Source organism: Cupriavidus sp. IK-TO18, assembly GCF_015549295.1.
In the GTDB taxonomy this organism is placed as follows: domain Bacteria; phylum Pseudomonadota; class Gammaproteobacteria; order Burkholderiales; family Burkholderiaceae; genus Cupriavidus; species Cupriavidus oxalaticus_A.
On sequence record NZ_JADGMP010000005.1, the window covers coordinates 266,490 to 290,332 of the forward strand.

Annotated in this window: 21 protein-coding genes and 1 tRNA gene; 15 read left to right on the forward strand and 7 right to left on the reverse strand. The window is 66.8% G+C overall.

Annotation, left to right across the window (positions count from 1 at the left end; translation table 11 throughout):
• Positions 1-7: 7 nt before the first annotated feature.
• The 4 genes from IPF36_RS03660 to folE2 all read left to right on the forward strand — a co-directional run bounded on the left by IPF36_RS03660 (position 8) and on the right by folE2 (position 4,228).
• Positions 8-319 carry an exodeoxyribonuclease VII small subunit gene (locus IPF36_RS03660; RefSeq protein WP_133093090.1) on the forward strand — a complete coding sequence of 104 codons (312 nt, stop codon included), beginning with the start codon at positions 8-10 and terminating at the stop codon, positions 317-319.
• A complete protein-coding gene (locus IPF36_RS03665) occupies positions 316-1,200 on the forward strand; it encodes a polyprenyl synthetase family protein (RefSeq protein WP_135705637.1) in 885 nt (294 codons plus the stop codon). Before IPF36_RS03660 ends, IPF36_RS03665 begins: the two co-directional genes overlap by 4 nt.
• Positions 1,201-1,243: 43 nt before the next feature.
• On the forward strand, positions 1,244-3,160 hold the full coding sequence (dxs, locus tag IPF36_RS03670) for a 1-deoxy-D-xylulose-5-phosphate synthase (RefSeq protein WP_133093088.1): 1,917 nt from the start codon (positions 1,244-1,246) through the stop codon (positions 3,158-3,160).
• A gap of 264 nt (positions 3,161-3,424) precedes the next feature.
• Complete coding sequence (folE2, locus tag IPF36_RS03675; RefSeq protein ID WP_135705635.1) at positions 3,425-4,228, forward strand: GTP cyclohydrolase FolE2; 804 nt, start codon at positions 3,425-3,427, stop codon at positions 4,226-4,228.
• Between the two features lie 66 nt (positions 4,229-4,294).
• Here the strand turns inward: folE2 and tsaD are convergent, their stop codons facing one another.
• Entirely contained in the window at positions 4,295-5,329 is a 1,035-nt protein-coding gene (gene tsaD, locus IPF36_RS03680) for a tRNA (adenosine(37)-N6)-threonylcarbamoyltransferase complex transferase subunit TsaD (protein ID WP_133093086.1), read from the reverse strand.
• Between the two features lie 156 nt (positions 5,330-5,485).
• On the opposite strand from tsaD, the gene IPF36_RS03685 reads away from it, so the two are divergent.
• The 6 genes from IPF36_RS03685 (at position 5,486) to IPF36_RS03710 (ending at position 12,889) form a co-directional block, all read left to right on the forward strand.
• Entirely contained in the window at positions 5,486-6,745 is a 1,260-nt protein-coding gene (locus IPF36_RS03685; protein ID WP_135705631.1) for an NAD(P)/FAD-dependent oxidoreductase, read from the forward strand.
• A gap of 256 nt (positions 6,746-7,001) precedes the next feature.
• Positions 7,002-7,451 (forward strand): GatB/YqeY domain-containing protein, encoded by a 450-nt coding sequence (locus IPF36_RS03690; protein WP_133093084.1) that lies wholly within the window; start codon positions 7,002-7,004, stop codon positions 7,449-7,451.
• 201 nt (positions 7,452-7,652) lie between these two features.
• Positions 7,653-9,473 (forward strand): DNA primase, encoded by a 1,821-nt coding sequence (dnaG, locus tag IPF36_RS03695; protein ID WP_135705627.1) that lies wholly within the window; start codon positions 7,653-7,655, stop codon positions 9,471-9,473.
• A gap of 201 nt (positions 9,474-9,674) precedes the next feature.
• Positions 9,675-12,218 carry an RNA polymerase sigma factor RpoD gene (gene rpoD / locus IPF36_RS03700; RefSeq protein ID WP_133093082.1) on the forward strand — a complete coding sequence of 848 codons (2,544 nt, stop codon included), beginning with the start codon at positions 9,675-9,677 and terminating at the stop codon, positions 12,216-12,218.
• A gap of 10 nt (positions 12,219-12,228) precedes the next feature.
• Positions 12,229-12,307, forward strand: a tRNA-Ile gene (locus IPF36_RS03705).
• 228 nt (positions 12,308-12,535) lie between these two features.
• On the forward strand, positions 12,536-12,889 hold the full coding sequence (locus tag IPF36_RS03710) for a DUF1428 domain-containing protein (RefSeq protein ID WP_029045558.1): 354 nt from the start codon (positions 12,536-12,538) through the stop codon (positions 12,887-12,889).
• 674 nt (positions 12,890-13,563) lie between these two features.
• On the opposite strand, the gene IPF36_RS03715 is transcribed toward IPF36_RS03710, so the two are convergent.
• A complete protein-coding gene (locus IPF36_RS03715) occupies positions 13,564-13,782 on the reverse strand; it encodes a hypothetical protein (RefSeq protein ID WP_133093081.1) in 219 nt (72 codons plus the stop codon).
• 266 nt (positions 13,783-14,048) lie between these two features.
• Here IPF36_RS03715 and IPF36_RS03720 point away from each other — a divergent pair, with 266 nt between their 5' ends.
• Positions 14,049-15,545, forward strand: coding sequence for a DEAD/DEAH box helicase (locus IPF36_RS03720; protein ID WP_195427340.1), 1,497 nt, complete (start codon positions 14,049-14,051; stop codon positions 15,543-15,545).
• Between the two features lie 51 nt (positions 15,546-15,596).
• Here IPF36_RS03720 and gluQRS read toward each other — a convergent pair whose 3' ends face one another.
• Together gluQRS and IPF36_RS03730 are read right to left on the reverse strand one after the other, a co-directional pair.
• Positions 15,597-16,502, reverse strand: coding sequence for a tRNA glutamyl-Q(34) synthetase GluQRS (gene gluQRS, locus IPF36_RS03725; protein ID WP_135705620.1), 906 nt, complete (start codon positions 16,500-16,502; stop codon positions 15,597-15,599).
• Between the two features lie 10 nt (positions 16,503-16,512).
• Positions 16,513-17,433, reverse strand: coding sequence for a LysR family transcriptional regulator (locus IPF36_RS03730; protein ID WP_133093078.1), 921 nt, complete (start codon positions 17,431-17,433; stop codon positions 16,513-16,515).
• Between the two features lie 161 nt (positions 17,434-17,594).
• Between IPF36_RS03730 and IPF36_RS03735 the strand changes: the two genes are divergently transcribed.
• Together IPF36_RS03735 and IPF36_RS03740 are read left to right on the forward strand one after the other, a co-directional pair.
• Positions 17,595-18,293, forward strand: a complete 699-nt coding sequence (locus IPF36_RS03735; protein WP_133093077.1) for a pirin family protein — start codon at positions 17,595-17,597, stop codon at positions 18,291-18,293.
• A gap of 167 nt (positions 18,294-18,460) precedes the next feature.
• Positions 18,461-19,453: a CobD/CbiB family protein gene (locus IPF36_RS03740; protein ID WP_195427341.1), complete on the forward strand. Its 993-nt coding sequence runs from the start codon at positions 18,461-18,463 to the stop codon at positions 19,451-19,453.
• A 33-nt stretch (positions 19,454-19,486) separates the two neighbouring features.
• Here the strand turns inward: IPF36_RS03740 and IPF36_RS03745 are convergent, their stop codons facing one another.
• Genes IPF36_RS03745 through IPF36_RS03755 form a run of 3 tightly spaced genes read right to left on the reverse strand, consistent with a single transcriptional unit; the run spans position 19,487 to position 22,064 of the window.
• On the reverse strand, positions 19,487-19,792 hold the full coding sequence (locus IPF36_RS03745; protein WP_133093075.1) for a DUF2007 domain-containing protein: 306 nt from the start codon (positions 19,790-19,792) through the stop codon (positions 19,487-19,489).
• Positions 19,793-19,824: 32 nt separating this feature from the next.
• Complete coding sequence (gene rsgA / locus IPF36_RS03750) at positions 19,825-20,820, reverse strand: ribosome small subunit-dependent GTPase A (protein ID WP_195427342.1); 996 nt, start codon at positions 20,818-20,820, stop codon at positions 19,825-19,827.
• Entirely contained in the window at positions 20,817-22,064 is a 1,248-nt protein-coding gene (locus IPF36_RS03755) for a M48 family metallopeptidase (protein ID WP_135705618.1), read from the reverse strand. Before IPF36_RS03755 ends, rsgA begins: the two co-directional genes overlap by 4 nt.
• Before the next feature lie 96 nt (positions 22,065-22,160).
• Here IPF36_RS03755 and orn point away from each other — a divergent pair, with 96 nt between their 5' ends.
• Both orn and IPF36_RS03765 read left to right on the forward strand, forming a co-directional pair.
• Positions 22,161-22,814: an oligoribonuclease gene (orn, locus tag IPF36_RS03760; protein WP_195427343.1), complete on the forward strand. Its 654-nt coding sequence runs from the start codon at positions 22,161-22,163 to the stop codon at positions 22,812-22,814.
• Positions 22,815-22,929: 115 nt separating this feature from the next.
• Positions 22,930-23,811: an AEC family transporter gene (locus IPF36_RS03765; RefSeq protein WP_195427344.1), complete on the forward strand. Its 882-nt coding sequence runs from the start codon at positions 22,930-22,932 to the stop codon at positions 23,809-23,811.
• Positions 23,812-23,843: the final 32 nt, after the last annotated feature.

A 23,843-nucleotide genomic window follows, 5' to 3' on the forward strand; every position in this document is an offset into this window, starting at 1 on the left:
GCCCTACATGCCAAAGACGACGACCGCTGCGGTCCAGACCGAAGACACCACCACGGCCTCCGTGCCGCCCGCTTCCTATGAAGCGGCGATGGCCGAACTCGAGACCCTGGTGGCCAGCATGGAGAGCGGCGAACTGCCGCTCGAGGCCTCGCTGGCGGCCTACCGCCGCGGCGCCGAGCTGGTGCGCTACTGCCAGCAGAAGCTGGAGCGCGTCGAGCAGCAGGTCAGGGTGCTGGAGGGCGAGGTACTGAAGCCGCTCGCCGGCGAAGGCAACGGCGGCAACGGGATCAATGGCGCGCAGGGGGCGGACGAGGCATGACCGATTTCGCCCAGTGGATGCAGGGGCAAAGCGCCCGTACCGAAGCCGCACTGCAAGCAGCGTTGCCAGATGCCAACACCGTGCCGCATACGCTGCACGAAGCGATGCGCTATGCTGCACTGAGCGGCGGCAAGCGCGTGCGGCCGCTGTTAGTGCACGCTGCCGGCGAGGTCAGCGGGGCCGACCCCGCCGCCTGCGATGCCGCGGCCTGCGCGCTGGAGATGATCCACGCCTACTCGCTGGTCCACGACGACATGCCGTGCATGGACGACGATGACCTGCGCCGTGGCCGGCCTACCGTGCACAAGGCCTACGACGAGGCCACTGCGCTGCTGGTGGGCGACGCGCTGCAGACCCAGGCCTTCATCGTGCTGGCCGGCGCCGAGGTTCTGACACCCGCGGCACGGCTGAAGCTGGTGGCGGAGCTGGCGCAGGCGTCGGGCTCGACCGGCATGGCCGGCGGCCAGGCGATCGACCTGCAGAACGTGGGCCGCGCGATGACGCGCGACGCGCTCGAGGCCATGCACCGGATGAAGACCGGTGCGCTGCTGCGCGCCAGCGTGCGCATGGGCGCGTTGTGTGGCGAAATCGACGCCGGCGGGCTGGCCGAGCTGGACAAGTATGCGGCGGCGGTGGGATTGGCGTTCCAGGTGGTTGACGATATTCTGGACGTCACCGCGGATACCGCCACGCTGGGCAAGACCGCCGGCAAGGACGCCGCGCACGACAAGCCGACCTACGTGTCGCTGATGGGGCTGGCAGCGGCGCGCGACCTGGCCGGGGCGTTGCGCACCGAGGCGCATGCAGCGCTGGCCGGCTTCGGCAGCCGCGCAGCCCGCCTGGCCGACCTGGCGGACCTGATCGTGCTGCGCACACACTGAAATGACGAGCCGGACGAAAGAAACCGGTGGCCGAACGGAAATCATGACCTACGCACTCCTCAAGAAGATTGACGCCCCCGCAGACCTGCGCAAGCTCGACCGCCGCGAACTCCAGACGCTTGCGGATGAACTGCGCGCCTACGTGCTGGAGTCGGTCTCGCAGACCGGCGGCCACCTGTCTTCGAACCTCGGCACGGTCGAGCTGACCATCGCGCTGCACTACGTCTTCAACACCCCCGATGACCGGCTGGTGTGGGACGTGGGCCACCAGAGCTACCCGCACAAGATCCTGACCGGGCGCCGCGAGCGCATGGGCACGCTGCGCCAGTGGGGCGGCATCTCGGGCTTCCCGCGCCGCAGCGAGAGCGAGTACGACACCTTCGGCACCGCGCATTCGTCGACGTCGATCTCGGCAGCGCTGGGCATGGCGCTGGGCGCGCGCACGCTGGGCGAAAAGCGCGTCTCGGTGGCGGTGATAGGCGACGGCGCCATGACCGCGGGCATGGCCTTCGAGGCGCTGAACAACGCCGGCGTGTACAAGGACCTGCCGCTGGTGGTGGTGCTCAACGACAACGACATGTCGATCTCGCCGCCGGTGGGCGCACTCAACCGGCACCTGGCCCGGCTGCTGAGCGGCCAGTTCTATGCCGCCACCAAGAAGGGCATCGAGAAGGTGCTGTCGGTGGCGCCGCCGGTGCTGGAATTCGCCAAGCGCTTCGAGGAACACGCCAAGGGCATGATGGTGCCGGCGACGCTGTTCGAGGAATTCGGCTTCAACTACATCGGCCCGATCGACGGCCACGACCTGAACTCGCTGGTGCCGACGCTGCAGAACATCCGCGAGCGCGCGCTGGAAGGCGCGGGCCCGCAGTTCCTGCACGTCGTGACCAAGAAGGGCCAGGGCTACAAGCTGGCCGAGGCCGACCCGATCCTGTACCACGGCCCGGGCAAGTTCAATCCCGCGGAGGGCATCCGCCCGGCCGCCAAGCCGGCGCGCAAGACGTATACGCAGGTGTTCGGCGACTGGCTGTGCGACATGGCCGCCGCCGACAAGCGGCTGGTCGGCATCACCCCGGCGATGCGCGAAGGCTCGGGCATGGTCGAGTTCGAGAGGCGCTTCCCGGACCGCTACTACGACGTCGGCATCGCCGAGCAGCACGCGGTGACCTTCGCCGGCGGCCTGGCCTGCGAGGGCCTGAAGCCAGTGGTGGCGATCTACTCCACCTTCCTGCAGCGCGGCTATGACCAACTGATCCACGACGTGGCGCTGCAAGGCCTGCCGGTGGTGTTCGCGCTGGACCGCGCCGGCCTGGTCGGCGCAGACGGCGCCACCCATGCGGGTGCCTACGATATCGCCTACCTGCGCTGCATCCCCAACATGATGGTGATGACGCCGTCGGACGAAAACGAGTGCCGCCAGCTGCTGACCACGGCGTTCCACCAGGATTGCCCGACCGCGGTGCGCTATCCGCGCGGCACCGGCCCGGGCGCGGCAATTGCCGCCGAACTCGCCGGCGTACCGGTCGGCAAGGGCGTGGTGCGCCGCGAAGGCGCTGCGCGCGCCGGCCAGCGCGTCGGCTTCCTGGCCTTCGGCTCGATGCTGCATCCGGCCCTGGGCGCCGCCGAGGCGCTGGATGCGACCGTCGCCGACATGCGCTTCGTCAAGCCGCTCGACGTGGAACTGGTCAAGCGCCTGGCCGCCGGGAACGACTTCCTGGTCACGGTGGAAGAGGGCAGCGTGATGGGCGGTGCTGGCAGCGCCGTGCTTGAGGCGCTGGCCGAAGCCGGCATCGATATCCCGGTGCTGGTGCTGGGCCTGCCCGACCGCTTCGTCGACCATGGCGACCCGGCCTACCTGCTGCAGCAGTGCGGGCTCGACGCGGCCGGCATCGAGCGCTCGGTGCGGCAGCGCTTCGGCCTGGACCAGCCCAAGGTCTCGGTCGCTTCGCGCGTGGCCTGACCGCTGCCGGAGTGATCCCCGGCGGCTGGCCGGGATTACCTGTGCCGGCCAGGGGGATTTGGCCCTCGGCAACGAGTGCGTCCAAATTCCCTTAAACTCCCCCTTTTTGTGTTCGCAGCTGCGGGTCGGCGCGCCCTGTGCCGGGTCCCGTGGTTTCACACTCGTTGCGCGGCATGGATGGACTGCGAAAATGCCGCGACCGTAAGGACCTGTGCCAAGCGCTCAAACGCTCAAACGCTGGTGCAGCCCTGGAGGAAACCGTAGATGAATGACATCAATCCCGCCTTCGTGATGCCCGACGTCCAGTCGAGCCTCGACACCCGCCAGATCCCCATCCAGCGCGTCGGTGTCAAGGGCGTGCGATATCCCGTGACCCTGAAGACCCCGGCCGGCATCATGCCGAGCGTGGGTACCTTCAACCTCGACGTGCACCTGCCGGCGGACCAGAAGGGCACGCATATGTCGCGCTTCGTCGCGCTGCTGGAAGAAGAGCGCGCGCCGCTGGAGCTGGCCAGCTTCCGCCTGCTGCTCGGCAAGATGCTGGAAAAGCTGGAAGCCGAGGCGGGCCGCATCGAGGTCACCTTCCCGTACTTCATCAGCAAGATCGCGCCGGTGTCGGGCGTGGAGTCGCTGCTGGACTATGAGGTCACGCTGACCGGCGAAGTGCGCAACGGCCAGACGCGCGTGTTCCTGAAGGCGATGGTGCCGGTGACCAGCCTGTGCCCGTGCTCGAAGAAGATCTCGCAGTACGGCGCGCATAACCAGCGCTCGCATATCACGATGGACGTGGAACTGGCTGCGGAACTACCGGTGGAAGCGCTGGTGCGGATGGCCGAGGAAGAGGCGTCGTGCGAACTGTGGGGGCTGCTCAAGCGCCCGGACGAGAAGTTCGTCACCGAGCGCGCGTACGAGAACCCCAAGTTCGTCGAAGACCTGGTGCGCGATATCGCGATGCGGCTGAATGCGGATGAGCGCATCGTGGCCTATGTGCTGGAAGCGGAGAACTTCGAGTCGATCCACAACCACAGCGCGTATGCGGTGATCGAGCGGGACAAGCGGGTGAACTGATCCCCCAAGTTGCTGAAACGAAGAAGCCACCGCACGCGGTGGCTTCTTCCTTTGGCGAGGGAACCGTCAGGCCGCGGACGGCAGCCGGATATCCGCCAGGTCCCACCTCGGCGTCACGCCATAGCCGTACTCGCGCCGCGCCAGTTCCGGCGCCGCCTGCAGGCGCATCGCGCCGGCAAATGCAATCATCGCGCCGTTATCGGTGCAGAACGCCAGGTCCGGGTAATACACGTCGACCTTGCGCTGCCTGCCGAGCAGGTCCAGCCGCTCGCGCAGCTGCCGGTTGGCGCCGACGCCGCCGGCCACCACCAGCCGCTTGTGGCCGGTCTGCTTCAGCGCCGCGAACGACTTCGCCGCCAGCACATCGACGATCGCATCGACAAAGGCGCGCGCCAGGTTGGCGCGGTCCTGCTCGCAGGTATTGGACAGCTTGCGGGTTTGCGTCAGCACCGCGGTCTTCAGCCCCGCGAAGGAAAAATCGAGATTGCCCGAATGCAGCATCGGCCGGGGCAGCGCGAACGCGCCGGGCGTGCCGAACTCGGCCATTCGTGATACTTCCGGCCCGCCGGGATAGCCCAGGCCGAGCAGCTTGGCGGTCTTGTCGAAGGCCTCGCCGGCGGCATCGTCCAGCGTCTCGCCCAGCAGCGTGTAATCGCCGACGCCGCGCACGTCCATCAGCTGGGTATGCCCGCCGGACACCAGCAGCGCCACGAACGGGAACGGCGGCGGCTCGCGCGTCAGCAGCGGCGACAGCAGGTGGCCTTCGAGGTGGTGCACGCCGACCATCGGCACGTTCAGCGCAAAGCCCAGCGCATTGGCGACCGAGGCGCCGACCAGCAGCGCGCCGGCAAGACCCGGCCCCTGGGTAAAGGCGATGGCGTCGATGTCCCGGCGGGTGCGGCCGGCATCGGCCAGCACCTGTTCGAGCAGCGGCAGCACACGGCGGATATGGTCGCGCGAGGCAAGTTCGGGGACTACGCCACCATAGTCGCGGTGCATGGCGATCTGCGAATGCAGTGCATGCGCCAGCAGGCCGGCCTCGGTGTCGTAGAGGGCCAGCCCGGTTTCGTCGCAGGAAGATTCGATGCCGAGGACAAGCATGAGGAAGAAGCCAAAGGCCGCAGCGAAAGGCGAAACGGCCGTCGAAACAACAGGTTGCAGGAAGCGCGCAGGGTAGCACAGCGGCGGGCAGCGTGCTTTTCGCTACAATCTGCCTTTTCTTGAGCGGTGGCAACAGATGGATTGGCGAGGCGAGCAATGAGCGGGGCGACGGGAACCCGGACGGGCCGGTATGACGTGGCCGTGCTGGGCGCGGGCGCGGCCGGCATGATGTGCGCCGCCGTCGCCGGCCAGAACGGCGCCAGCGTGGTGCTGGTCGATCACGCGACCAAACTGGCCGAGAAGATCCGCATCTCCGGCGGCGGCCGCTGCAATTTCACCAACCTGCAGGCGGGGCCGGCCAACTACCTGTCGTCCAATCCGCACTTCTGCCGCTCGGCGCTGGCGCGCTATACCCCGCAGGACTTCCTCGACCTGATGCGCCGCCACGGCATCGCCTGGCATGAGAAACATCGCGGCCAGCTGTTCTGCAATGACAGCGCCGAGGACGTGATCGCCATGCTGCGCGCGGAATGCGACACCGGCCGCGTACGCTGGCAGACCGGCTGTGCGGTAGCGGAAGTCCGCCGCGAGGGCGATGACTTCATGTTGCTGACCTCCGCCGGCACGATCCGCGCCGGCGCCCTGGTGGTGGCAACCGGCGGGCTGTCGATCCCCAAGATCGGCGCCACCGACTTCGGCTACCGCATCGCGCGCCAGTTCGGGCTGGGCATCGTCGAAACCCGGCCGGCGCTGGTGCCGCTGACTTTCGACGGCAAGGACTGGACCCCGTTCGCGCCGCTGGCCGGCGTGTCTCTGGAGGTGGATGTCGCCACCGGCAACGGCAAGACGGCGGGCGCGTTCCGCGAAGACCTGCTGTGGACGCACCGCGGGTTGTCCGGGCCGGCGGTGCTGCAGATCTCGAGCTACTGGAAGCCGGGCACGCCGATTGCCATCGACCTGTTCGACGGAGAAGACGCCGCGGCCTGGCTGCTGGAGCAGAAGGGCGGCAGCCGCAAGCACCTCGGCAACCTGCTGGCGCAGCGGCTGCCGGCGCGGCTGGCCGACGCATGGTGCGCCGCCGCTGGCGTGGATGCCGCCATGCCGCTGCACGATGTCACGGACAAGGGACTGCGCAAGCTTGGCGCATCGCTCAACGGCTGGCGCATTGTGCCGTCGGGCACCGAAGGCTATCGCAAGGCTGAGGTGACGATCGGCGGCGTCGATACGCGCGCGCTGTCCTCGGCCACGATGATGGCGCGCGAGGTGCCGGGGCTCTACTTCATTGGCGAGGTGGTCGATGTGACGGGCTGGCTGGGCGGCTACAACTTCCAATGGGCCTGGGCGTCCGCCGTCGCGGCAGGCAAGGCGGTGGCGGAGGCCAGCCGCAGCGCTGCCGCGGGACAGTCAGTGGCCTGACCGCCGATCCTGTTTGTACTCAGGGCCCGCTTTTTCCGTGCCCGTTGCGCGCCACTTCCGTGCTCGGGGCTTGGTGCTACAATCCAGAACTTCGTAAAGCCGCTATCCCGAAAATCGAAGCTGTTCTGAACCGGGCCTCGCGCTTGCACCAACCCGCTGTGGCGCCACGCTTCGGCGGGTTTTTGCGTTATGGGCCTTGCAGTGGGCGGCTCTCGCCGCCACCTGTGAGTGTCCGCACACTTTCTGGAAGATCACGATGTCCCTCAAAGCCCGTATCAGCGAAGATATGAAGACCGCCATGCGCGCCCGCGAAACCGAGCGCCTCGGCACCATCCGCCTGCTTCTGGCCGCGATCAAGCAGCGCGAGGTCGACGAGCGCACGGAACTTGACGATACCGCCGTGCTGGCCGTGGTTGAGAAGCTGATCAAGCAGCGCAAGGATTCAATCTCCCAGTTCCAGCAGGCCGGCCGCAACGACCTGGCCGACAAGGAACTTGCCGAAGTCGAGGTGCTGAAGGTCTACATGCCCGCCGCGCTGTCCGAGGCCGAAGTCGCCGCCGAAGTCCAGCAAGCGGTCGCCGCCACCGGGGCTGCCGGCCCGCAGGACATGGGCAAGGTCATGGGCGTGCTCAAGGGCAAGCTCGCCGGCCGTGCCGACATGACGGCCGTGTCGGCGCTGGTCAAGGCAGCGCTGGCTCCGAAGTAAGTGCTGATTTAATCAGATATAGGCGTGATGCACGCCGGATCGTCGGGATTCGGCGTAAATGCACGGAGTTGATAAACATTGCGGGCGGCCTGAGCGCGCTGCACTACAATATTCCGATAGCAACCGGGCGCCGCACCGGTCACGCATTCCTAGAAATTGCCTCCCGTCGCGGGACGGCCAAGCCTCAGGACGGTCAGTCGGGTGATTCCGCAATCCTTTATTCAGGACCTGCTCAACCGTGTCGACATTGTCGATGTGGTGGGCAAGTATGTGCAGCTGAAGAAGGGCGGCGCGAATTTCATGGGGCTGTGCCCCTTCCATAACGAGAAATCGCCGTCGTTCACGGTTTCGCCGACCAAGCAGTTCTACCACTGCTTCGGCTGCGGCGCCCATGGCTCGGCCATCGGTTTCCTGATGGAGTACTCCGGCCAGTCCTACCCGGAGGCGGTGCGCGAGCTGGCGCAGTCGGTCGGCATGACCGTGCCGGAAGAGCGCGACCGGCTGCCGCCGGGGCAACGCGCCGAACAGCAGGCCCGCTCGGTGGCGCTGTCCGACGCCATGACCCGCGCGACCGACTTCTACCGCCGCCAGCTGCGCACCGCGCCGCAGGCGATCCAGTACCTGAAGGGGCGCGGGCTGACCGGCGAGATCGCCGCGCAGTTCGGCCTGGGCTATGCGCCGGACGACTGGCAGGGGCTGGAAGCGGTGTTCGGCAGCTATCGCGACGACAATATCGCCGCGCCGCTGGCCGAATCGGGCCTGCTGATCGAAAGCGACAAGCGCGACCCCGACGGCAAGCCGCGGCGCTATGACCGCTTTCGCGACCGGATCATGTTCCCCATCCGCAACACCAAGGGAGCCGTGATCGGCTTCGGCGGCCGCGTAATGGGCCAGGGCGAGCCCAAGTACCTGAACTCGCCTGAAACCCCGCTGTTCAGCAAGGGGACCGAACTATACGGCCTGTTCGAGGCGCGCCATGCCATCCGGGAAACCGGATACGTATTGGTGGTCGAAGGGTATATGGACGTCGTGGCACTGGCCCAGCTCGGTTTTGCCAATGCCGTCGCTACCCTCGGCACGGCGTGCACCCCCGTGCACGTGCAGAAGTTGCTGCGCCAGACCGACGCGGTGGTGTTCTCGTTCGACGGCGATGCCGCCGGCCGCCGTGCGGCGCGAAGGGCACTCGAAGCCTGCCTGCCGCATGTGGCCGACAACAAGACCATCCGCTTCCTGTTCCTGCCGGCCGAGCACGATCCCGACAGCTATGTGCGCGAAGAGGGCACCGAAGCCTTTGCCACGCAGGTGCGCAATGCCATGCCGCTGTCGCGCTTCCTGCTGCAGTCGGTGACCGAGGAGCTTGACCTGCGCCAGCCCGAGGGCCGGGCCCGCGCCCAGTACGAGGCCAAGCCGCTGCTACAGGCGATGCCCGCCGGCGGCCTGCGGCTACAGATTGTGCGCGAACTTGCCGATGCCACTGGTACGACACCTGCCGAGATCGAGGCCATCTGCGGCTTGCGCAGCGATCCGGCCCGCGTGGGCCGTTTCGAGAAGCCGCGCCCGCGGGCAAGGCGGCAGGCGCCGACCGGCCTGGAGCAGCGCGTGATCCAGTTGCTGATGTGCTATCCGGCACTGTCCGCCCGGCTCGACGAAGACGCGCGCGCCTTGCTGCTGGATGGCGAGGGCGGCACAGGCGGAGAGAGCGAAGTGCTGACGCACCTGGTGTCGACATGCGATGGCCTGCAGGGCGAGGTGAATTTTGCGGCATTCAGCGAGCGGCTGGCCCAGTCGCCATATGCCGAACTGTACGCGGCTGCGCGCACCGCCGTGCTGAAGGAAGAGATCGAAGAGGCGCCTGCGACGCAGGAGTTCGATGCCGCCATCACCAAGCTGCTGGCAGAGCCGTTGCGGCGCGAACTCGACATGCTGCAGGCCGAAGTCGTGGCAGGGACCGCCGATGAGGCGGCCAAGCAACGCATGCGCTGGCTGGTGGGCGAGATCCACCGGCGGCGTCAACTTGGCTGAAGCGCGGCGGCGCGACGGCTATCAACCGGGAGGCAGGTTCAGGCGTTGGATGAGGGACTAGGCCGGCACCGCCGAGCTTAAGCCTTGATTTTTCAGGTGAAAACCTCACCTGACAGGAAGCTGGCTATCCGTGGCGTGCTACAATAGCCGGTTTGGATTGCGAAATCTTTCTTCCCAGTTCTGGTGAAAGTGAGCGTGCCAATGGCAAAGGCCAAAGCAACCGAAAAGGTTACAACGAAGGCTCCCCAATCAGGGAGCGGCAAGGCGTCTGCGAAAACGACGGCGGCGAAGACATCGACCGCGCCAGTCAGGACACCAGCCCGGTCTGCGCCATCCAAGTCCGTGCGTAGCGCGCAAGCGCCCGCCGTGACCACTCCTGCCAGGACTCGCACATCCAAGGAAACACAGGCCTCGACTTCGGCACGCGAGGGCGCCAGTACGAGCGGCAAGGTTGCCGTGTCTGCACCAGTGAAAGGCAAGAGTATCACCGTGGCGAAACAGCAGAATACCGAAGTCGAGAGCAAGCGAGCGGCAGCAGCCGGCGCCAAGAGCGGGGCCGCCAAGGCGGACAGCACCGCGACGGCATCCAAGGCGCGCACCGCGACCCCTGCATCCGTTGCATCCGAGCGTCCCGCTGCCCCGGCAATCAAGCCGGAGCCGAAAAAGCGCGGCCGCAAGCCCAAGGCCGAGATGCAGCACGACGACAGCACAACAGACGACGTGACTGAAGAGTTTTACGAGAACGACGTGCGCGCCGCGACGCCCGCAGCCGCGCCGAAGACCGAAAAGCAGAAGGCCAAGGACCGCAAGGCCAAGGAAAAGGCGCTGCTCAAGGAGTTCGCCTCGACCCAGCAGGGGACGGAAGAGGAGCTCGAGCTGCGTCGCCAGAAGCTCAAGGCGCTGATCAAGCTGGGCAAGTCGCGCGGCTACCTGACCTACGCGGAGATCAACGATCACCTGCCGGACGACATGGTCGATTCGGAAACGATCGACACGCTGGTCGCAACGCTGAACGACATCGGCATCGCCGTCTACGAACAGGCGCCGGATGCCGAGACGCTGCTGCTCAATGACAACGCGCCGTCCGCCACCAGCGAGGAAGAAGCCGAGGAAGAGGCCGAGGCGGCCCTGTCCACGGTTGACTCCGAGTTCGGCCGCACCACCGACCCGGTGCGCATGTACATGCGTGAAATGGGCACGGTCGAGCTGCTGACCCGCGAGGGCGAAATCGAAATCGCCAAGCGCATCGAAGCCGGCCTGAAGGACATGGTGATGGCGATCTCGGCATGCCCGGTCACCATCTCCGAGATCCTGGCCCACGCCGAGCGCGTGGCCAATGACGAGATCAAGATCGACGAGTTCGTCGACGGCCTGATCGACCCGAACGCCGATGAAGCCCCGGAAGCCCCCTCGGCCCCGGCGGCGGCGTCCGAAGACGAGGAGGAAGGCGACGAGAACGACGACGAGGAAGGCGACGAGGAAGACGACGACGAAGGCGGCGCCGGCGCCGGTGCCTCCGCGCGCCAGCTGGAAGAGCTGAAGCAGAACGCGCTGGAAAAATTCCGCGTGATCGCCGAGCAGTTCGACAAGATGCGCCGTGCCTTCGAGAAGGAGGGCTACAAGTCCAAGCCTTACGTCAAGGCCCAGGAAGCCATCCAGGCCGAACTGATGGGCATCCGCTTCACCGCCCGCAATGTCGAGCGCCTGTGCGACACGCTGCGCGGCCAGGTGGACGAAGTGCGCAAGCTCGAGCGCTCGATCCTGAATATCGTGGTCGACAAGTGCGGCATGCCGCGCTCGGAATTCGTCGCCCGTTTCCCGGGCAACGAGACCAACCTCGAGTGGATCAACACCGTGGTGGCCGACGGCAAGGGCTACAGCGCCATCGTCGAGCGCAACGTGCCGGCAGTGCATGAGCTGCAGCAGAAGCTGATCGACCTGCAGTCGCGCGTGGTGCTGCCGCTGAAGGAACTGAAGGGCGTCAACCGCAAGATGGCCGAGGGCGAGCGTCGTGCCCGCGAAGCCAAGCGCGAGATGACCGAGGCCAACCTGCGCCTGGTGATCTCGATCGCCAAGAAGTACACCAATCGCGGCCTGCAGTTCCTCGACCTGATCCAGGAAGGCAACATCGGCCTGATGAAGGCGGTGGACAAGTTCGAATACCGCCGCGGCTACAAGTTCTCGACGTATGCCACGTGGTGGATCCGCCAGGCCATCACGCGCTCGATCGCCGACCAGGCGCGCACCATTCGTATTCCGGTGCACATGATCGAGACGATCAACAAGATGAACCGCATCTCGCGCCAGATCCTGCAGGAAACCGGCAATGAACCGGATCCGGCAACGCTGGCCGAGAAGATGGAGATGCCGGAAGACAAGATCCGCAAGATCATGAAGATCGCCAAGGAACCGATCTCCATGGAAACGCCGATCGGTGACGACGACGACTCCCATCTGGGGGACTTCATCGAGGACACCAACACGCTGGCCCCGGCCGAAGCGGCGCTGCACGGCTCCATGCGCGACGTCGTCAAGGACGTGCTGGACTCGCTGACGCCGCGCGAAGCCAAGGTGCTGCGCATGCGCTTCGGCATCGAAATGAGCACCGACCACACGCTGGAAGAGGTCGGCAAGCAGTTCGACGTCACGCGCGAACGGATCCGCCAGATCGAGGCCAAGGCCCTGCGCAAGCTGCGCCACCCGAGCCGCTCCGACAAGCTGAAGAGTTTCCTGGAAGGCAACTAAACGCTTCCAAGGGCCTCTAGCTCATGCCTGGTTAGAGCAGCGGACTCATAATCCGTTGGTGCCGTGTTCGACTCACGGGAGGCCCACCAATGCTGTTAAAGAAGGGGTTACGGTGAATGCGCCGTAACCCCTTTTTTGCTTTGTCGCCAGTGACTTCCAGAAGCCCGCATGTGGCAACGCCGCTTCCAATGGCCAGCACACCACACGTTGGGGTGCAGGGCGCGATCCCTGGAGGAACCTCGGCCCGTGTAGCGATGGACTAAGGTAGTCGGATGCAACCCGTTCGCACCCGTTCAACCCGAAGAGGAGTCAAATCCATGTCCTATATCGACGGATTCTTGCTGGCCGTGCCGCAGGCCAATCGCGAAACCTACCGCCAGGTGGCGCAGAAGGCCGCAGCGGTGTTCAAGGAGCACGGCGCGCTGAAGGTGGTGGAATGCTGGGGCGATGACGTGCCGGAGGGAAAGGTGACGTCCTTCACCATGGCGGTCAAGCGCAAGGACGATGAAGCGGTGGTGTTCTCCTGGATCGTGTGGCCGTCAAAGGAGAAGCGCGACACCGGCATGAAGGCGGCGATGGAAGACCCGCGCCTGAAGGAAGGGATGGACCCGATGCCGTTCGACGGTCAGCGGATGATCTACGGCGGCTTCGAGGTGATTGTCGACGAGTAAGGTCGCAGGGCGCCGTCGTAACGAGCACCGCGCCGACGTGGCAGCGCCGGCGCCAGGCATGCCGGTTCAGATCAGGTGGAAGACCATGCCCAGGGCGATCGCGCCGCCCAGGGTTTCCACTGCTGCGAGGGCGAGAAGGTTCTTCAGTACGAATGCGTCTTCTTTTTTCGTCACCATGGTCTGTCTCCCGGTCATTGGAATCGTCTTGGTGCTCCATTGACTGCGGCGATGTGCCGCCTTGGCTGTGCCATATCAATGTGATACCAGTAGACCCCATGCGCGGCGCGACCGGAAGCTGGCGGAAACCCGCTCGGAGAAAACCCCGATTCCTGGCTGGGCGAGTGCGAGTGATGATTGACAGGCTTTACAGGTGACGCCAGGCGCGCGCCGCCCGGCGCTCTGTTGTCGGCCGTACGACCCGCATTTGGGTGATGTGGGCCTTGGCGCGATCGGACAAGATCACCGCGTGGGTAATCGGAAGGTTGCCCCGCTAGCACTTGAGCCCCGCTGCCCTCCCCGGCACCGGGGCTTTTTCCTTGCCAGGCGGCCAGCTGGACCCATGGCAGGCCTCATGTGCGGCGGCTACACGAAGTGGGGCAAGATGATCCAGGACAACGGCATCCGCGGCGACCGAGTCACCTGGACGCCGCGCCGGTGGTGGACGGATCTCCCTGTCAGGCCGCCTGCTGTGCAGGCTGGGCCGGCTGACTCGCCGGCCGCGCCGGCAAGGGCAGGACGGTGGCCAGGCCTAGGAACTGGCTCGAAGTGCGCAGGAACTGCTGGCAGGTCTGGCGGAATTGCTCGAAGTCCATATTGGTCTCGGTGGTCGGAAGGTGGCGTCCGCGCGGCCGGTTCTGGCTCGCCTTGTCAACGGTGCCGCCGGCATCATCCATTGCCGATGTGACAGTTTCTTGAAATCGCCCCGGCGGGGGCCGCGCAGTGTCGCGGCGCGCCTGCACACCCGCCCCATGCTGGTCACTCTAGCGGCAGAAATGCTAGAATTTAAGTCTTTGATTCTCTTGGCCAAAAGCTGCAAGCCCTGTGCAAGCGGCATGGCCGCGCCGGCGCCTCCCCGGTGTCAGCCGAGAGCCAGGGCGAGATGAGTTCCAGACGCGTATCCGTTTGTGCCGGGTTCGCCTCCCGCCAGACACCGATACCCATGACCACTACGACCGCACCAGAACCCACCACCGCCGGGCAGACCGCGGTGCAGACCTTCGAAAGCTTTGGCCTGGACGCGCGCATCCTGCGTGCCTTGTCCGACCAGGGCTACACCACGCCCACGCCGATCCAGGCACAGGCCATTCCCGTCGTGCTGCTCGGCAAGGACGTGATGGGCGCCGCGCAGACCGGCACCGGCAAGACCGCCGGCTTCGCGCTGCCGATCATCCAGCGCCTGTTGCCGCTGGCCAATGCCAGCGCCTCGCCGGCGCGCCATCCGGTGCGCGCGCTGATGCTGACGCCCACGCGCGAACTGGCCGACCAGGTCTACGACAACGTCGCCCGCTACGCCAAGCACACCGACCTGCGTAGCACGGTGGTGTTCGGCGGCGTTGACATGAATCCGCAGACCGACGCCCTGCGCCGCGGCGTCGAGATCCTGGTGGCCACGCCGGGCCGCCTGCTCGACCACGTGCAGCAGAAGTCGGTCAACCTGTCGCAGGTGCAGATGCTGGTGCTGGACGAAGCCGACCGCATGCTCGACATGGGCTTCCTGCCGGACCTGCAGCGCATCATCAACCTGCTGCCGGCACAGCGCCAGACGCTGCTGTTCTCGGCCACGTTCTCGCCGGAAATCAAGCGGCTGGCCGCCAGCTACCTGAAGCAGCCGGTCACCATCGAAGTGGCGCGCAGCAACTCGACCAACGAGAACGTGCGCCAGGCGGTGTACCAGGTCGAGGACGGCCACAAGCAGGCCGCGGTGGTGCACCTGCTCAAGCAGCGCGCCGAGCAGTCGCAGTCGCGCCAGTGCATCGTCTTCGTCAACAGCAAGATCGGCTGCTCGCGGCTGGCGCGGCACCTGGAGCGCGAGGGCATCAACGCCGCCGCGATCCATGGTGACAAGACCCAGACCGAGCGCATGCAGACGCTGGACGGCTTCAAGAGCGGCACCATCGATGCGCTGGTCGCCACCGACGTGGCGGCGCGCGGGCTCGATATCCCCGACATGCCATGCGTGATCAACTTCGACCTGCCGTTCAGCGCCGAGGACTACGTGCACCGTATCGGCCGCACCGGCCGTGCCGGCGCCAGCGGCGATGCGCTGTCGATCTACGTGCCGGGCAACGATGAGCGCCTGTTGTCCGATATCGAGAAGCTGATCAAGCGCAGCATTCCGCGCGGCAAGCTGGAGGGCTTTGACCCGACCGGCGAGAAGTCGCGCCAGGACGAGGCAGAGCGCCGCCGCCAGCGCAGCGACCTGCGCCGTGCGCGCGGCAGCGGCGACGAGGAGCGGCCGCGCCGCCACGAGCACAGCGGCAGCCGCCAGGTGTTCCGCCCTTCCGACGATCCGTTCTTCTCGCGCCCGTACGAGCCCAGCGCAAGCAGCTCGCAGGTCAAGCCGTCGGAGGAAATCGCCGCCGCGCTGAGCCGTGGCCGCCAGGCGCCCAAGCGCCCGGTCGCGGCGCTGCTGGGCGGCGTGCCGCGCAAGTCCTGAATCCTAAGTCCTAAGTCCTGATTGGGCGACCCGCCCGAGGCGGCCTGCGGGTCAGGCCGCCGCCATTCGCTGGCGCCAGTCCTCCGTGGCGCGCGCCAGCCAGTCCCGCACATTGCCTTCGTGGTTCGCCAGTCCCAGGTTCATGCCGGCCTGGCGCAGCGCCTCCAGAGGAGCGCCGGTGTCGATCGCCTGCGCGCCGCTCTGCTTGCTCAGCTTTTCCCCGATCTCGTTGACCACCACCGGCACGTGCAGGTAGCTCGGCGTGGGCAGGTCCAGCAGGTGCTGCAGGTGGATCTGCCGCGGCGTCGAGTCAAGCAGGTCGGCGCCACGCACGATATGCGTGATGCCCTGCAGGCCATCATCCACCACCACCGCCAGCTGGTAGGCCCACAGCCCGTCGGCACGGCGCAGCACGAAGTCCCCCAGCTCGGTCTCGAGGTCCTGGCACTGGCGCCCCTGCCAGCGGTCGTCAAAGCAGATCGTGGCGGCCGGGCCGTCCGGCACGCGCACGCGCCACGCGCGCGGCAGCTTGCCGTTCAGGCCATGACGGCAAGTGCCGGGGTAGCCCAGCGTCTGGTGCCGCTCGCGCACGTGCACCAGCGAATCGGCGATTTCCTTGCGTGAGCAGCCGCAGGGGTAGAGCTGCCCGGCGGCATCGAGCCGGCGCAGCGCCTCGGCGTAGTGCGCCTCGCGCCGGCTCTGCCACACGGGCGGCTCGTCCGGCGTCATGCCCAGGCGCGCCAGCGTCTGCAGGATGTCCTGGTCGGCGCCGCGCACGCAGCGCGGCATGTCGATGTCCTCGATACGCACCAGCCACTGGCCGCCGTGCGCGCGCGCATCCAGCCAGCTGGCCAGCGCGGTGACCAGCGAGCCCATATGCAGCGGGCCGGTCGGCGAGGGGGCAAAGCGGCCGCGGTAGCCGGCCGCCGAGGCAAACATTGCAGCCGTCACTGCCATGCGGACACCCTCAGCCGGCGAGTTCGGGTTGCAGCAGCAGTGCCTGCGCCAAGCGCGGGTCTTCCAGCTTGCCGGCCCACCACTGCAGCGCCTTGCCGCGGTTGCTGGTGCGCCACGCCACCTTGAAGTTGCCCGGGGCGCGCACCTCGACGGTCTCGCGCGCCTGCAGCACGCCGCTCTCGATATGCGGCTGCGCCATCGGCGCCGGCAGCCAGCCGCAGCCCAGGCCCCGGATCTGCGCTTCCAGCTTGTCGCGCATGGTCGGCACCACCAGCACGTCCTGGCCGGCCAGCACGCCATGGGTGCGCGCGGGCAGGTTGCGCGAGGTATCGCCCACCGCGACGATGCGGTGCCTGGCGATCTGGATGGTGGTGAGCGGGCCTTCCTCGGTGGCCAGCGGATGGTGCGCCGCCACCGCGAACACGAACGGCATCGTACCCAGCGGGCGGATCTGGAAGCCCTGCGTGCTGGGCGCGTCGTAGGCGCCGCCGATCACCAGGTCGGCACGGTTGCTGACCAGCGCGTCCCAGGCGCCGCCCAGCACTTCCTTGGCAAAGCGCAGCCGCGTGGCAGTGTTCTCTGCATAGAAGTCGTGGACCACCGGCAGCAGCGCGCGGAAATTGATCAGGTCGTCCACCACGATGGTCAGCGTGGCTTCCCAGCCGGTGGCCAGCCGCTTGACGCGGCGCGCCAGGTCGTCGGCGGCGTGCAGCAGGTGGCGGCCTTCGTCGAGCAGTGCGCGTCCGGCCGGGGTCAGCTCGGCGCGGTGCCGGCGCCGGTCGAACAGCAGCACGTCCAGGTCTTCTTCCAGCTTGCGCACCACATAGGTCAGCGCGGAGGGCACCTTGCCCATCTCGTGGGCGGCGGCGGCGAAGCTGCCCTTGCGCTCGATGGCGTCCAGGACTTCGAGGGATTCGAGTGAGAGTGGCATATTCAGAAAAACTGAATGAGTGCTTCTAAGGCGGTCCCCGTAAATATACGCGTCGAGGCCTAAACTTCCTAGCATCAACAACGCAATACATGCCATCCAGCGGTCCCAGGCAGTTCGGATGCCGGTGGCGACACGGATACAGGCCAAGGAGGGCCATCAAAATGATTGAAATCAGAAAGTCTGCAGAGCGCGGTTATGCGGATCACGGCTGGCTGAAGTCCTATCATTCGTTCTCGTTTGCCGACTACTACGATCCGCAGCATGTGCAGTTCGGGCCGCTGCGCGTGATCAACGAGGACCGCGTCGCGCCGGGCATGGGCTTCGGCACGCACGGCCACCGCGACATGGAGATCATCAGCTACGTGCTCGAAGGCGAACTGGCGCACAAGGACAGCATGGGCAACGGCAGCGTGATCCGTCCGGGCGACGTGCAGCGCATGAGCGCCGGCACCGGTGTGCGGCACTCGGAGTACAACCACGCCGCGCACGATACGACCCACTTCCTGCAGATCTGGATCATGCCTGCGCAGAATGGCATCGAGCCGGGCTACGAGGAAAAGCACTTCGAGGCGGCCGACAAGCGCGGCAAGCTGCGCCTGGTGGCCAGCCAGGACGGCGCCGACGGCTCGGTGGTGGTGCACCAGGACGTGCGCTTGTACGCCGGGCTGCTCGATGGCGAGGAGGCCGCCACGCTGGCCCTCGCGCCGGGTCGCCGCGCCTATGTCCATGTCGCGCGTGGCCGCGTGCTGGTCAACGGCAAGGCGCTGGAAGCGGGCGATGCGGCCAAGCTGGAGTCGGTCGGCGAGGTCGCGCTGTCTGGTGGCGATGACGCCGAGGTGCTGGTGTTCGACCTGCCCTGACCATCACGCGTAGATTCGCTTGAATATCCTGCCCGCCAACCGGCGGGCTTTTGCTTTTTGTGTCGCAACGGGTAGGGTCAGGTACCGCTGTGCTATCTTCTCGCTATGCATTGCGCCTGCGCCGGCACATCGGGCGGGGCGCGCCCCCTTGGAACACCCGTACCAAGATGACCTTTGTTTCTATTCTCCTGGCGCTGATCGCCGAGCAGTTCCGCGCCCTGGGCCGCAACAACCCGATCCACGAGATCGTGCGCGCGCTGGGCGACCGCGCCGAGCATGCCTTCGATACCGGCCGCCCCCGCGATGCGGCGCTGGCGTGGTTCACCGTGGTGCTGCCGCTGACGCTGGCAGTGGTCGTGGTGCACTACCTGCTCGCATCGATCAGCGTGGCGCTGACGCTCGCCTGGAACGTGCTGGTGCTCTACATGACGCTGGGCTTCCGCCAGTTCAGCCACTACTTCACCGATATCCATGAGGCGCTGAACCGCGACGACGTCCATACCGCGCGCACGCTGCTGCATGAGTGGACCGGCATCGACACAGTCGATATGCCTGTCACCGAGATCGTGCGGCACACGCTGGAAGCGGCGATCATCGCCGTGCACCGGCATGTGTTCGGCGTGTTCTTCTGGTTCCTGCTGCCGATCGGACCCGGCGGCGTGGTGCTGTACCGCGTCGCGGAATACCTCGGCCGCCACTGGAACGAGCCGTCGACCGAACGCAGCCCCGCGCTGGGCCGCTTTGCCGCGCGCGCGTTCTACTTGCTCGACTGGATCCCCTCGCGCCTGACCGCAATCGGCTTTGCCATCGTGGGCAATTTCGAGGATGCGGTGTATGCGTGGCGCAACCATGCGCGCAAGTGGAACGATGCGGTCAACGGCATCCTGCTCGCCAGCGGCGGCGGGGCGCTGGGCGTGCGCCTGGGCACGCCGCTGGCCGAGGACGATTCCACCGTGGTGCTGCGTACCAGCGCGGTCGGCCCGGCGGTGGACTATGCGCCGGGCATGGAAGAGGACAACGGTCCTGAGCCGTCGGCGCCGGAGTTCGGCGCCGAGCCAGGCGTGCGCACGCTGCAGTCGGCTGTCGGGCTGGTATGGCGTGCGGTGGTGCTGTGGATGCTGCTGCTCGCCATGGTGTCGCTGGCGCTGTGGGTGGGCTGATACCGGCGTCGTATATGAAAGGGCCGCCCGGCGCTAGTCGCGCGCCGCGCCGCAGCGCCAGCAGGCGCCAAATTGCGCCTCATGCCATTCGTGGCAGTGGCGGCATTGCCAGCTTGGCCCTGGCACCGGGTTCGCGGCGGCATTGAGGGCTGCCCACGCCTGCGCTTCCATGTCGTCATCGAGCAGCCAGACCTGCGGCGCACTTTCCCGGAATGGGATCTCGCCGGTGGCGCCACCCAGCCAGGTGTTGCGTAGTTCCGCCCGGATGCCGGCGGCCCGCAGCACATTCTGGCAATGGGCGGCGTGAACCAGCGAGGTGGCGTACAGCAGCAGTTTCATGGCGACTCACCGGTTACCCAGGCGCATTCACCTTACCACGGCTTCTGCTGGCTGGACTCGTGCAGCAGCTGCGCGTAGAGCTGGTGGCGGCGCTCGGCGATCGCTCCCGACGCCACTGCCGCCAGCACGCCGCAGCCGGGTTCGTTGGTGTGGTGGCAGTTGTAGAAGCGGCACTCCGTCAGCAGCGGACGGAACTCGGGGAAGGCGCGTTCCAGCATGCCTTCGCTCAGGTGGTACAGGCCGAATTCCTGGAAACCGGGCGAGTCGATCAGCGCACCATGGCGCCCGTCGACCATGCCCCAGTCCGCCGGCAGGTGATACAGCCGCGTGAAGGTGGTGGTGTGCTTGCCGGAATCAAGCTTGGCCGAGATCTCGCGCGTCTGCGCATCCACCCCGGGAATCAGCAGGTTCAGCAGCGACGACTTGCCCATGCCCGACTGGCCGATCAGGATGCTGGACAGCCCCGCCAGCCGCGGTTGTAGCGCCGCCAGCGCCTGTTCCGGGTTGGCGCGCACCGACAGTTCCAGCGTCTCATAGCCCAGCTCGCGGTACAGCGCCAGGCGCCGGCGCGCCTCGTCCAGCCGCTCGGGCAGGTCGGTCTTGTTGAGCACGATCAGGGGCCGGATCTCCAGCGCCTCGGCCGATACCAGCGCACGTCCCAGCAAGTCTTCGGAAAAGCCCGGCTCGGTCGCCAGCACGATGATGACCTGGTCGATATTGGCCGCCAGCAGCTTGGACTTGAACTGGTCGGAACGGTGCAGCAGGTTCTTGCGCGCCTGGACCCTGGTGATCACGCACTGGTCCGCCGCGGCGCGCTCGACGCTGACATGGTCGCCCACGGCGCTGTCGCTCTTCTTGCCGCGCGGGAAGGCATGCATGCGCGTGCCGTCGGCCAGCTCGACGACGTAGTGCCGGCCGTGCGCGGCGATGATCAGTGCGGGCTCGGCGCTTGTGCCTGCATTTGCGCGTGCATTCGCGCCGGCATTATTGGCGCCGCCGGCGCCGCGGTGTCGGGAGGTACGGCTCATGCGTGCGCCAGCAACCGGTCGATCCGCTGCGCGGCGGGCGGATGCGAGTAGTAGAAGGCGCTGTAGAGCGGATCGGGCGTGAGGGTCGAAGCGTTGTCCTTGTACAGCTTCACCAGTGCCGACACCAGGTGGCCGGCGTTGGTCTGGTCGGCGGCGAAGGCGTCGGCCTCGAATTCATGGCGGCGCGACGACTGGCTCGACAGCGGCCCCAGCAGGAAGGTGAACACCGGCAGCGTCAGGAAGAACAGCACCAGTGCCAGCGCATGGTTGGATACGCCCAGGTTGGGCGCCACGCCGAGGCCCGTGTAGAACCACGTGCGCGTTGCCAGCCAGCCCAACAGCGCCAGGAATACCAGGCTCAGCGCAAAGGTGACGGCGATGCGCTTGGCCACGTGGCGGCGCTTGAAGTGGCCGAGTTCGTGCGCCAGCACCGCCTCGATCTCGTCGCCCGACAGGCGCGCCAGCAGCGTGTCGAAGAAGACGATGCGCTTGGCCGCGCCGAAGCCGGTGAAGTAGGCGTTGCCGTGCGCGCTGCGCTTGCTGCCGTCCATCACGAACAGGCCCTTGCTGGCAAAGCCGCAGCGCTGCATCAGGCCCTCGATGCGCTGGCGCAGCGATTCGTCGGCCAGCGGCTCGAACTTGTTGAACAGCGGCGCGATAAAGGTCGGGAACACCACCAGCAGGAACAGGTTGAAGCCCATCCATACCAGCCACGTCCACAGCCACCACAGCGAGCCGGCGCGTTCCATCAGCCACAGCACCGCCAGCAGCAGCGGCAGGCCCAGCACGCTGGCGACCGCCAGCATCTTGACCATGTCGGCCAGCCACAGGCCGAAGGTCATCTTGTTGAAGCCAAAGCGCTCCTCGATGCCGAACTGGCCATAGAGCGCGAAGGGCAGGTCGACCAGCCCCCCGATCACCGCCACGCTGGCGACCAGCGCCACGCCATACGCATAGCCCGGGCCGAAGGTCTCCAGCCAGAACTGGTTGAGCCACTGCAGCCCGCCCAGCATGGTGAAGCCGATCAGCACCGCGGCGCCTGCCAGCACTTCAAGCATCGACAGCCGGGTGCGGGCGACGGTGTAGTCGGCCGCCTTCTGGTGCGAGGCGAGCGAGATGGTGTCGGCAAACCGCGCCGGCACCGCGTTGCGGTGCTGTGCCACATGGCGCACCTGGCGCGCGGCCAGCCAGAGCTTGGTCAGCACCATCAGCACCAGCGCGGCGAGGAAGACAAAGGTGAACATCGGCAAGAGCCTTGGAACGGATATGCGAGAATTATAAGTTGTTCGCGTCCGCCTCCGCCGCCGACGCTTCCCCAAATCCCTTTCTCAGCAGTCCCGATGACCACCCACGCCACCGCCAAATCCGTCAAGAGCGAACACAACCTGATCTGGCTCGATATGGAAATGACCGGCTTGCAGCCGGATACCGACCGCATTATCGAAGTGGCGATCGTCATTACCGACTCCGAGCTCAATATCCTGGCCGAAGGCCCGGTGCTGGTGATCCACCAGAGCGACGCCGTGCTCGACGGCATGGACAACTGGAACAAGGGCACCCACGGCCGCTCCGGCCTGATCGACAAGGTCAAGGCGTCCACGCTGACCGAGGAGCAGGCCGAGGCCGAGCTGCTGGCCTTCCTCAAGCGCTGGGTGCCGGCCGGCAAGTCGCCGATGTGCGGCAACTCGATCTGCCAGGACCGCCGCTTCATGGCGCGCTACATGCCCAAGCTGGAGGCGTTCTTCCACTACCGCAACCTGGACGTGTCCACGCTCAAGGAGCTGTGCAAGCGCTGGGAGCCGGTCATCCACAAGGGCTTCGTCAAGCGCCAGCTGCACACGGCGCTGGCCGACATCCTGGAATCGGTGGAAGAGCTGCGCTACTACCGCACGCACTTTATCCGTCACACGCCGCCGGGCGCACCGGCCGCCGCTACTCTGGCCGCCGCTACTCCGGCTGCTGATACTCCGGCTGCCGACACCCCGGCGCAATAAGCCGACGCTAATAAGCCGGCGCTAATAAGCCGGCTTCGCGGCCTCCGACAACAACAACCAACCACCACCGACGGGGCGCGCGCTGCCCTCCCGGGCACCTCCCGTCGAGCCTGCCATGTTCGAGCGCATCGTATCCATCATCACGCCGGTCATCCTGATCATCCTGGTCGGGTGGCTGTACGGGCGCAAGGCCCACCCGGACATGGCCGGGATCAATCGCGCCACCCTCGATGTGATCGCGCCGCTGCTGGTGGTGTCGGCTTTTGTCAGCAAGGACTTCGTGCTGGCAGACCAGCTGGCGCTGCTGGTCTGCGCGGTGGCGGTGGTGCTCGGTTCGGGCGTGCTGGCGTGGGCGGTGGCGCGGCTGCTCAAGGTCGATCCGCGTACCTTCGTGCCGCCGATGATGTTCAACAACTGCGGCAACATGGGCTTGCCGCTGTCGGTCTTTGCCTTCGGCCACGCCGGGCTGGCTCCGGCGGTGGCGCTGTTCGCGGCGTCGAACCTGATGCACTTCACCCTCGGCCTGAAGATCGTCAACCGGCATGCGTCGATGGCACAGATCGCGCGCAACCCGATGGTGCTGGCCACGGTGGCCGGTGTCGGGCTGTCGCTGGCGCGGCCCTGGTTCACCATGCCGGACCCGGTCTACCAGTCGGTCAAGCTGCTGGGCGATGCCACTGTGCCGCTGATGCTGTTCGCGCTGGGCGTGCGCATGAAGGACGTGAGCCTGCGCAACTGGGGCATGGGCGTGGTGGGCGCGGTGGCGTGCCCGCTGACCGGCGTCGCGGTGGCGCTGCTGCTGGCGCAGTGGGTGCCGCTGACGGAACTGCAGCGCGGGCTGCTGTTCGTTTTCGCGGCGCTGCCGCCGGCGGTGCTGAACTTCCTGATCGCCGACCATTTCCGGCAGGAGCCCGACCAGGTCGCGTCGATCGTGCTGCTCGGCAATATTGCCGCGGTGGTGTTCGTGCCGCTGGGGTTGTACCTGGGATTGCGCTGAGGCGCGGGATGGCTGCCGCCGGCAGGCGCCGG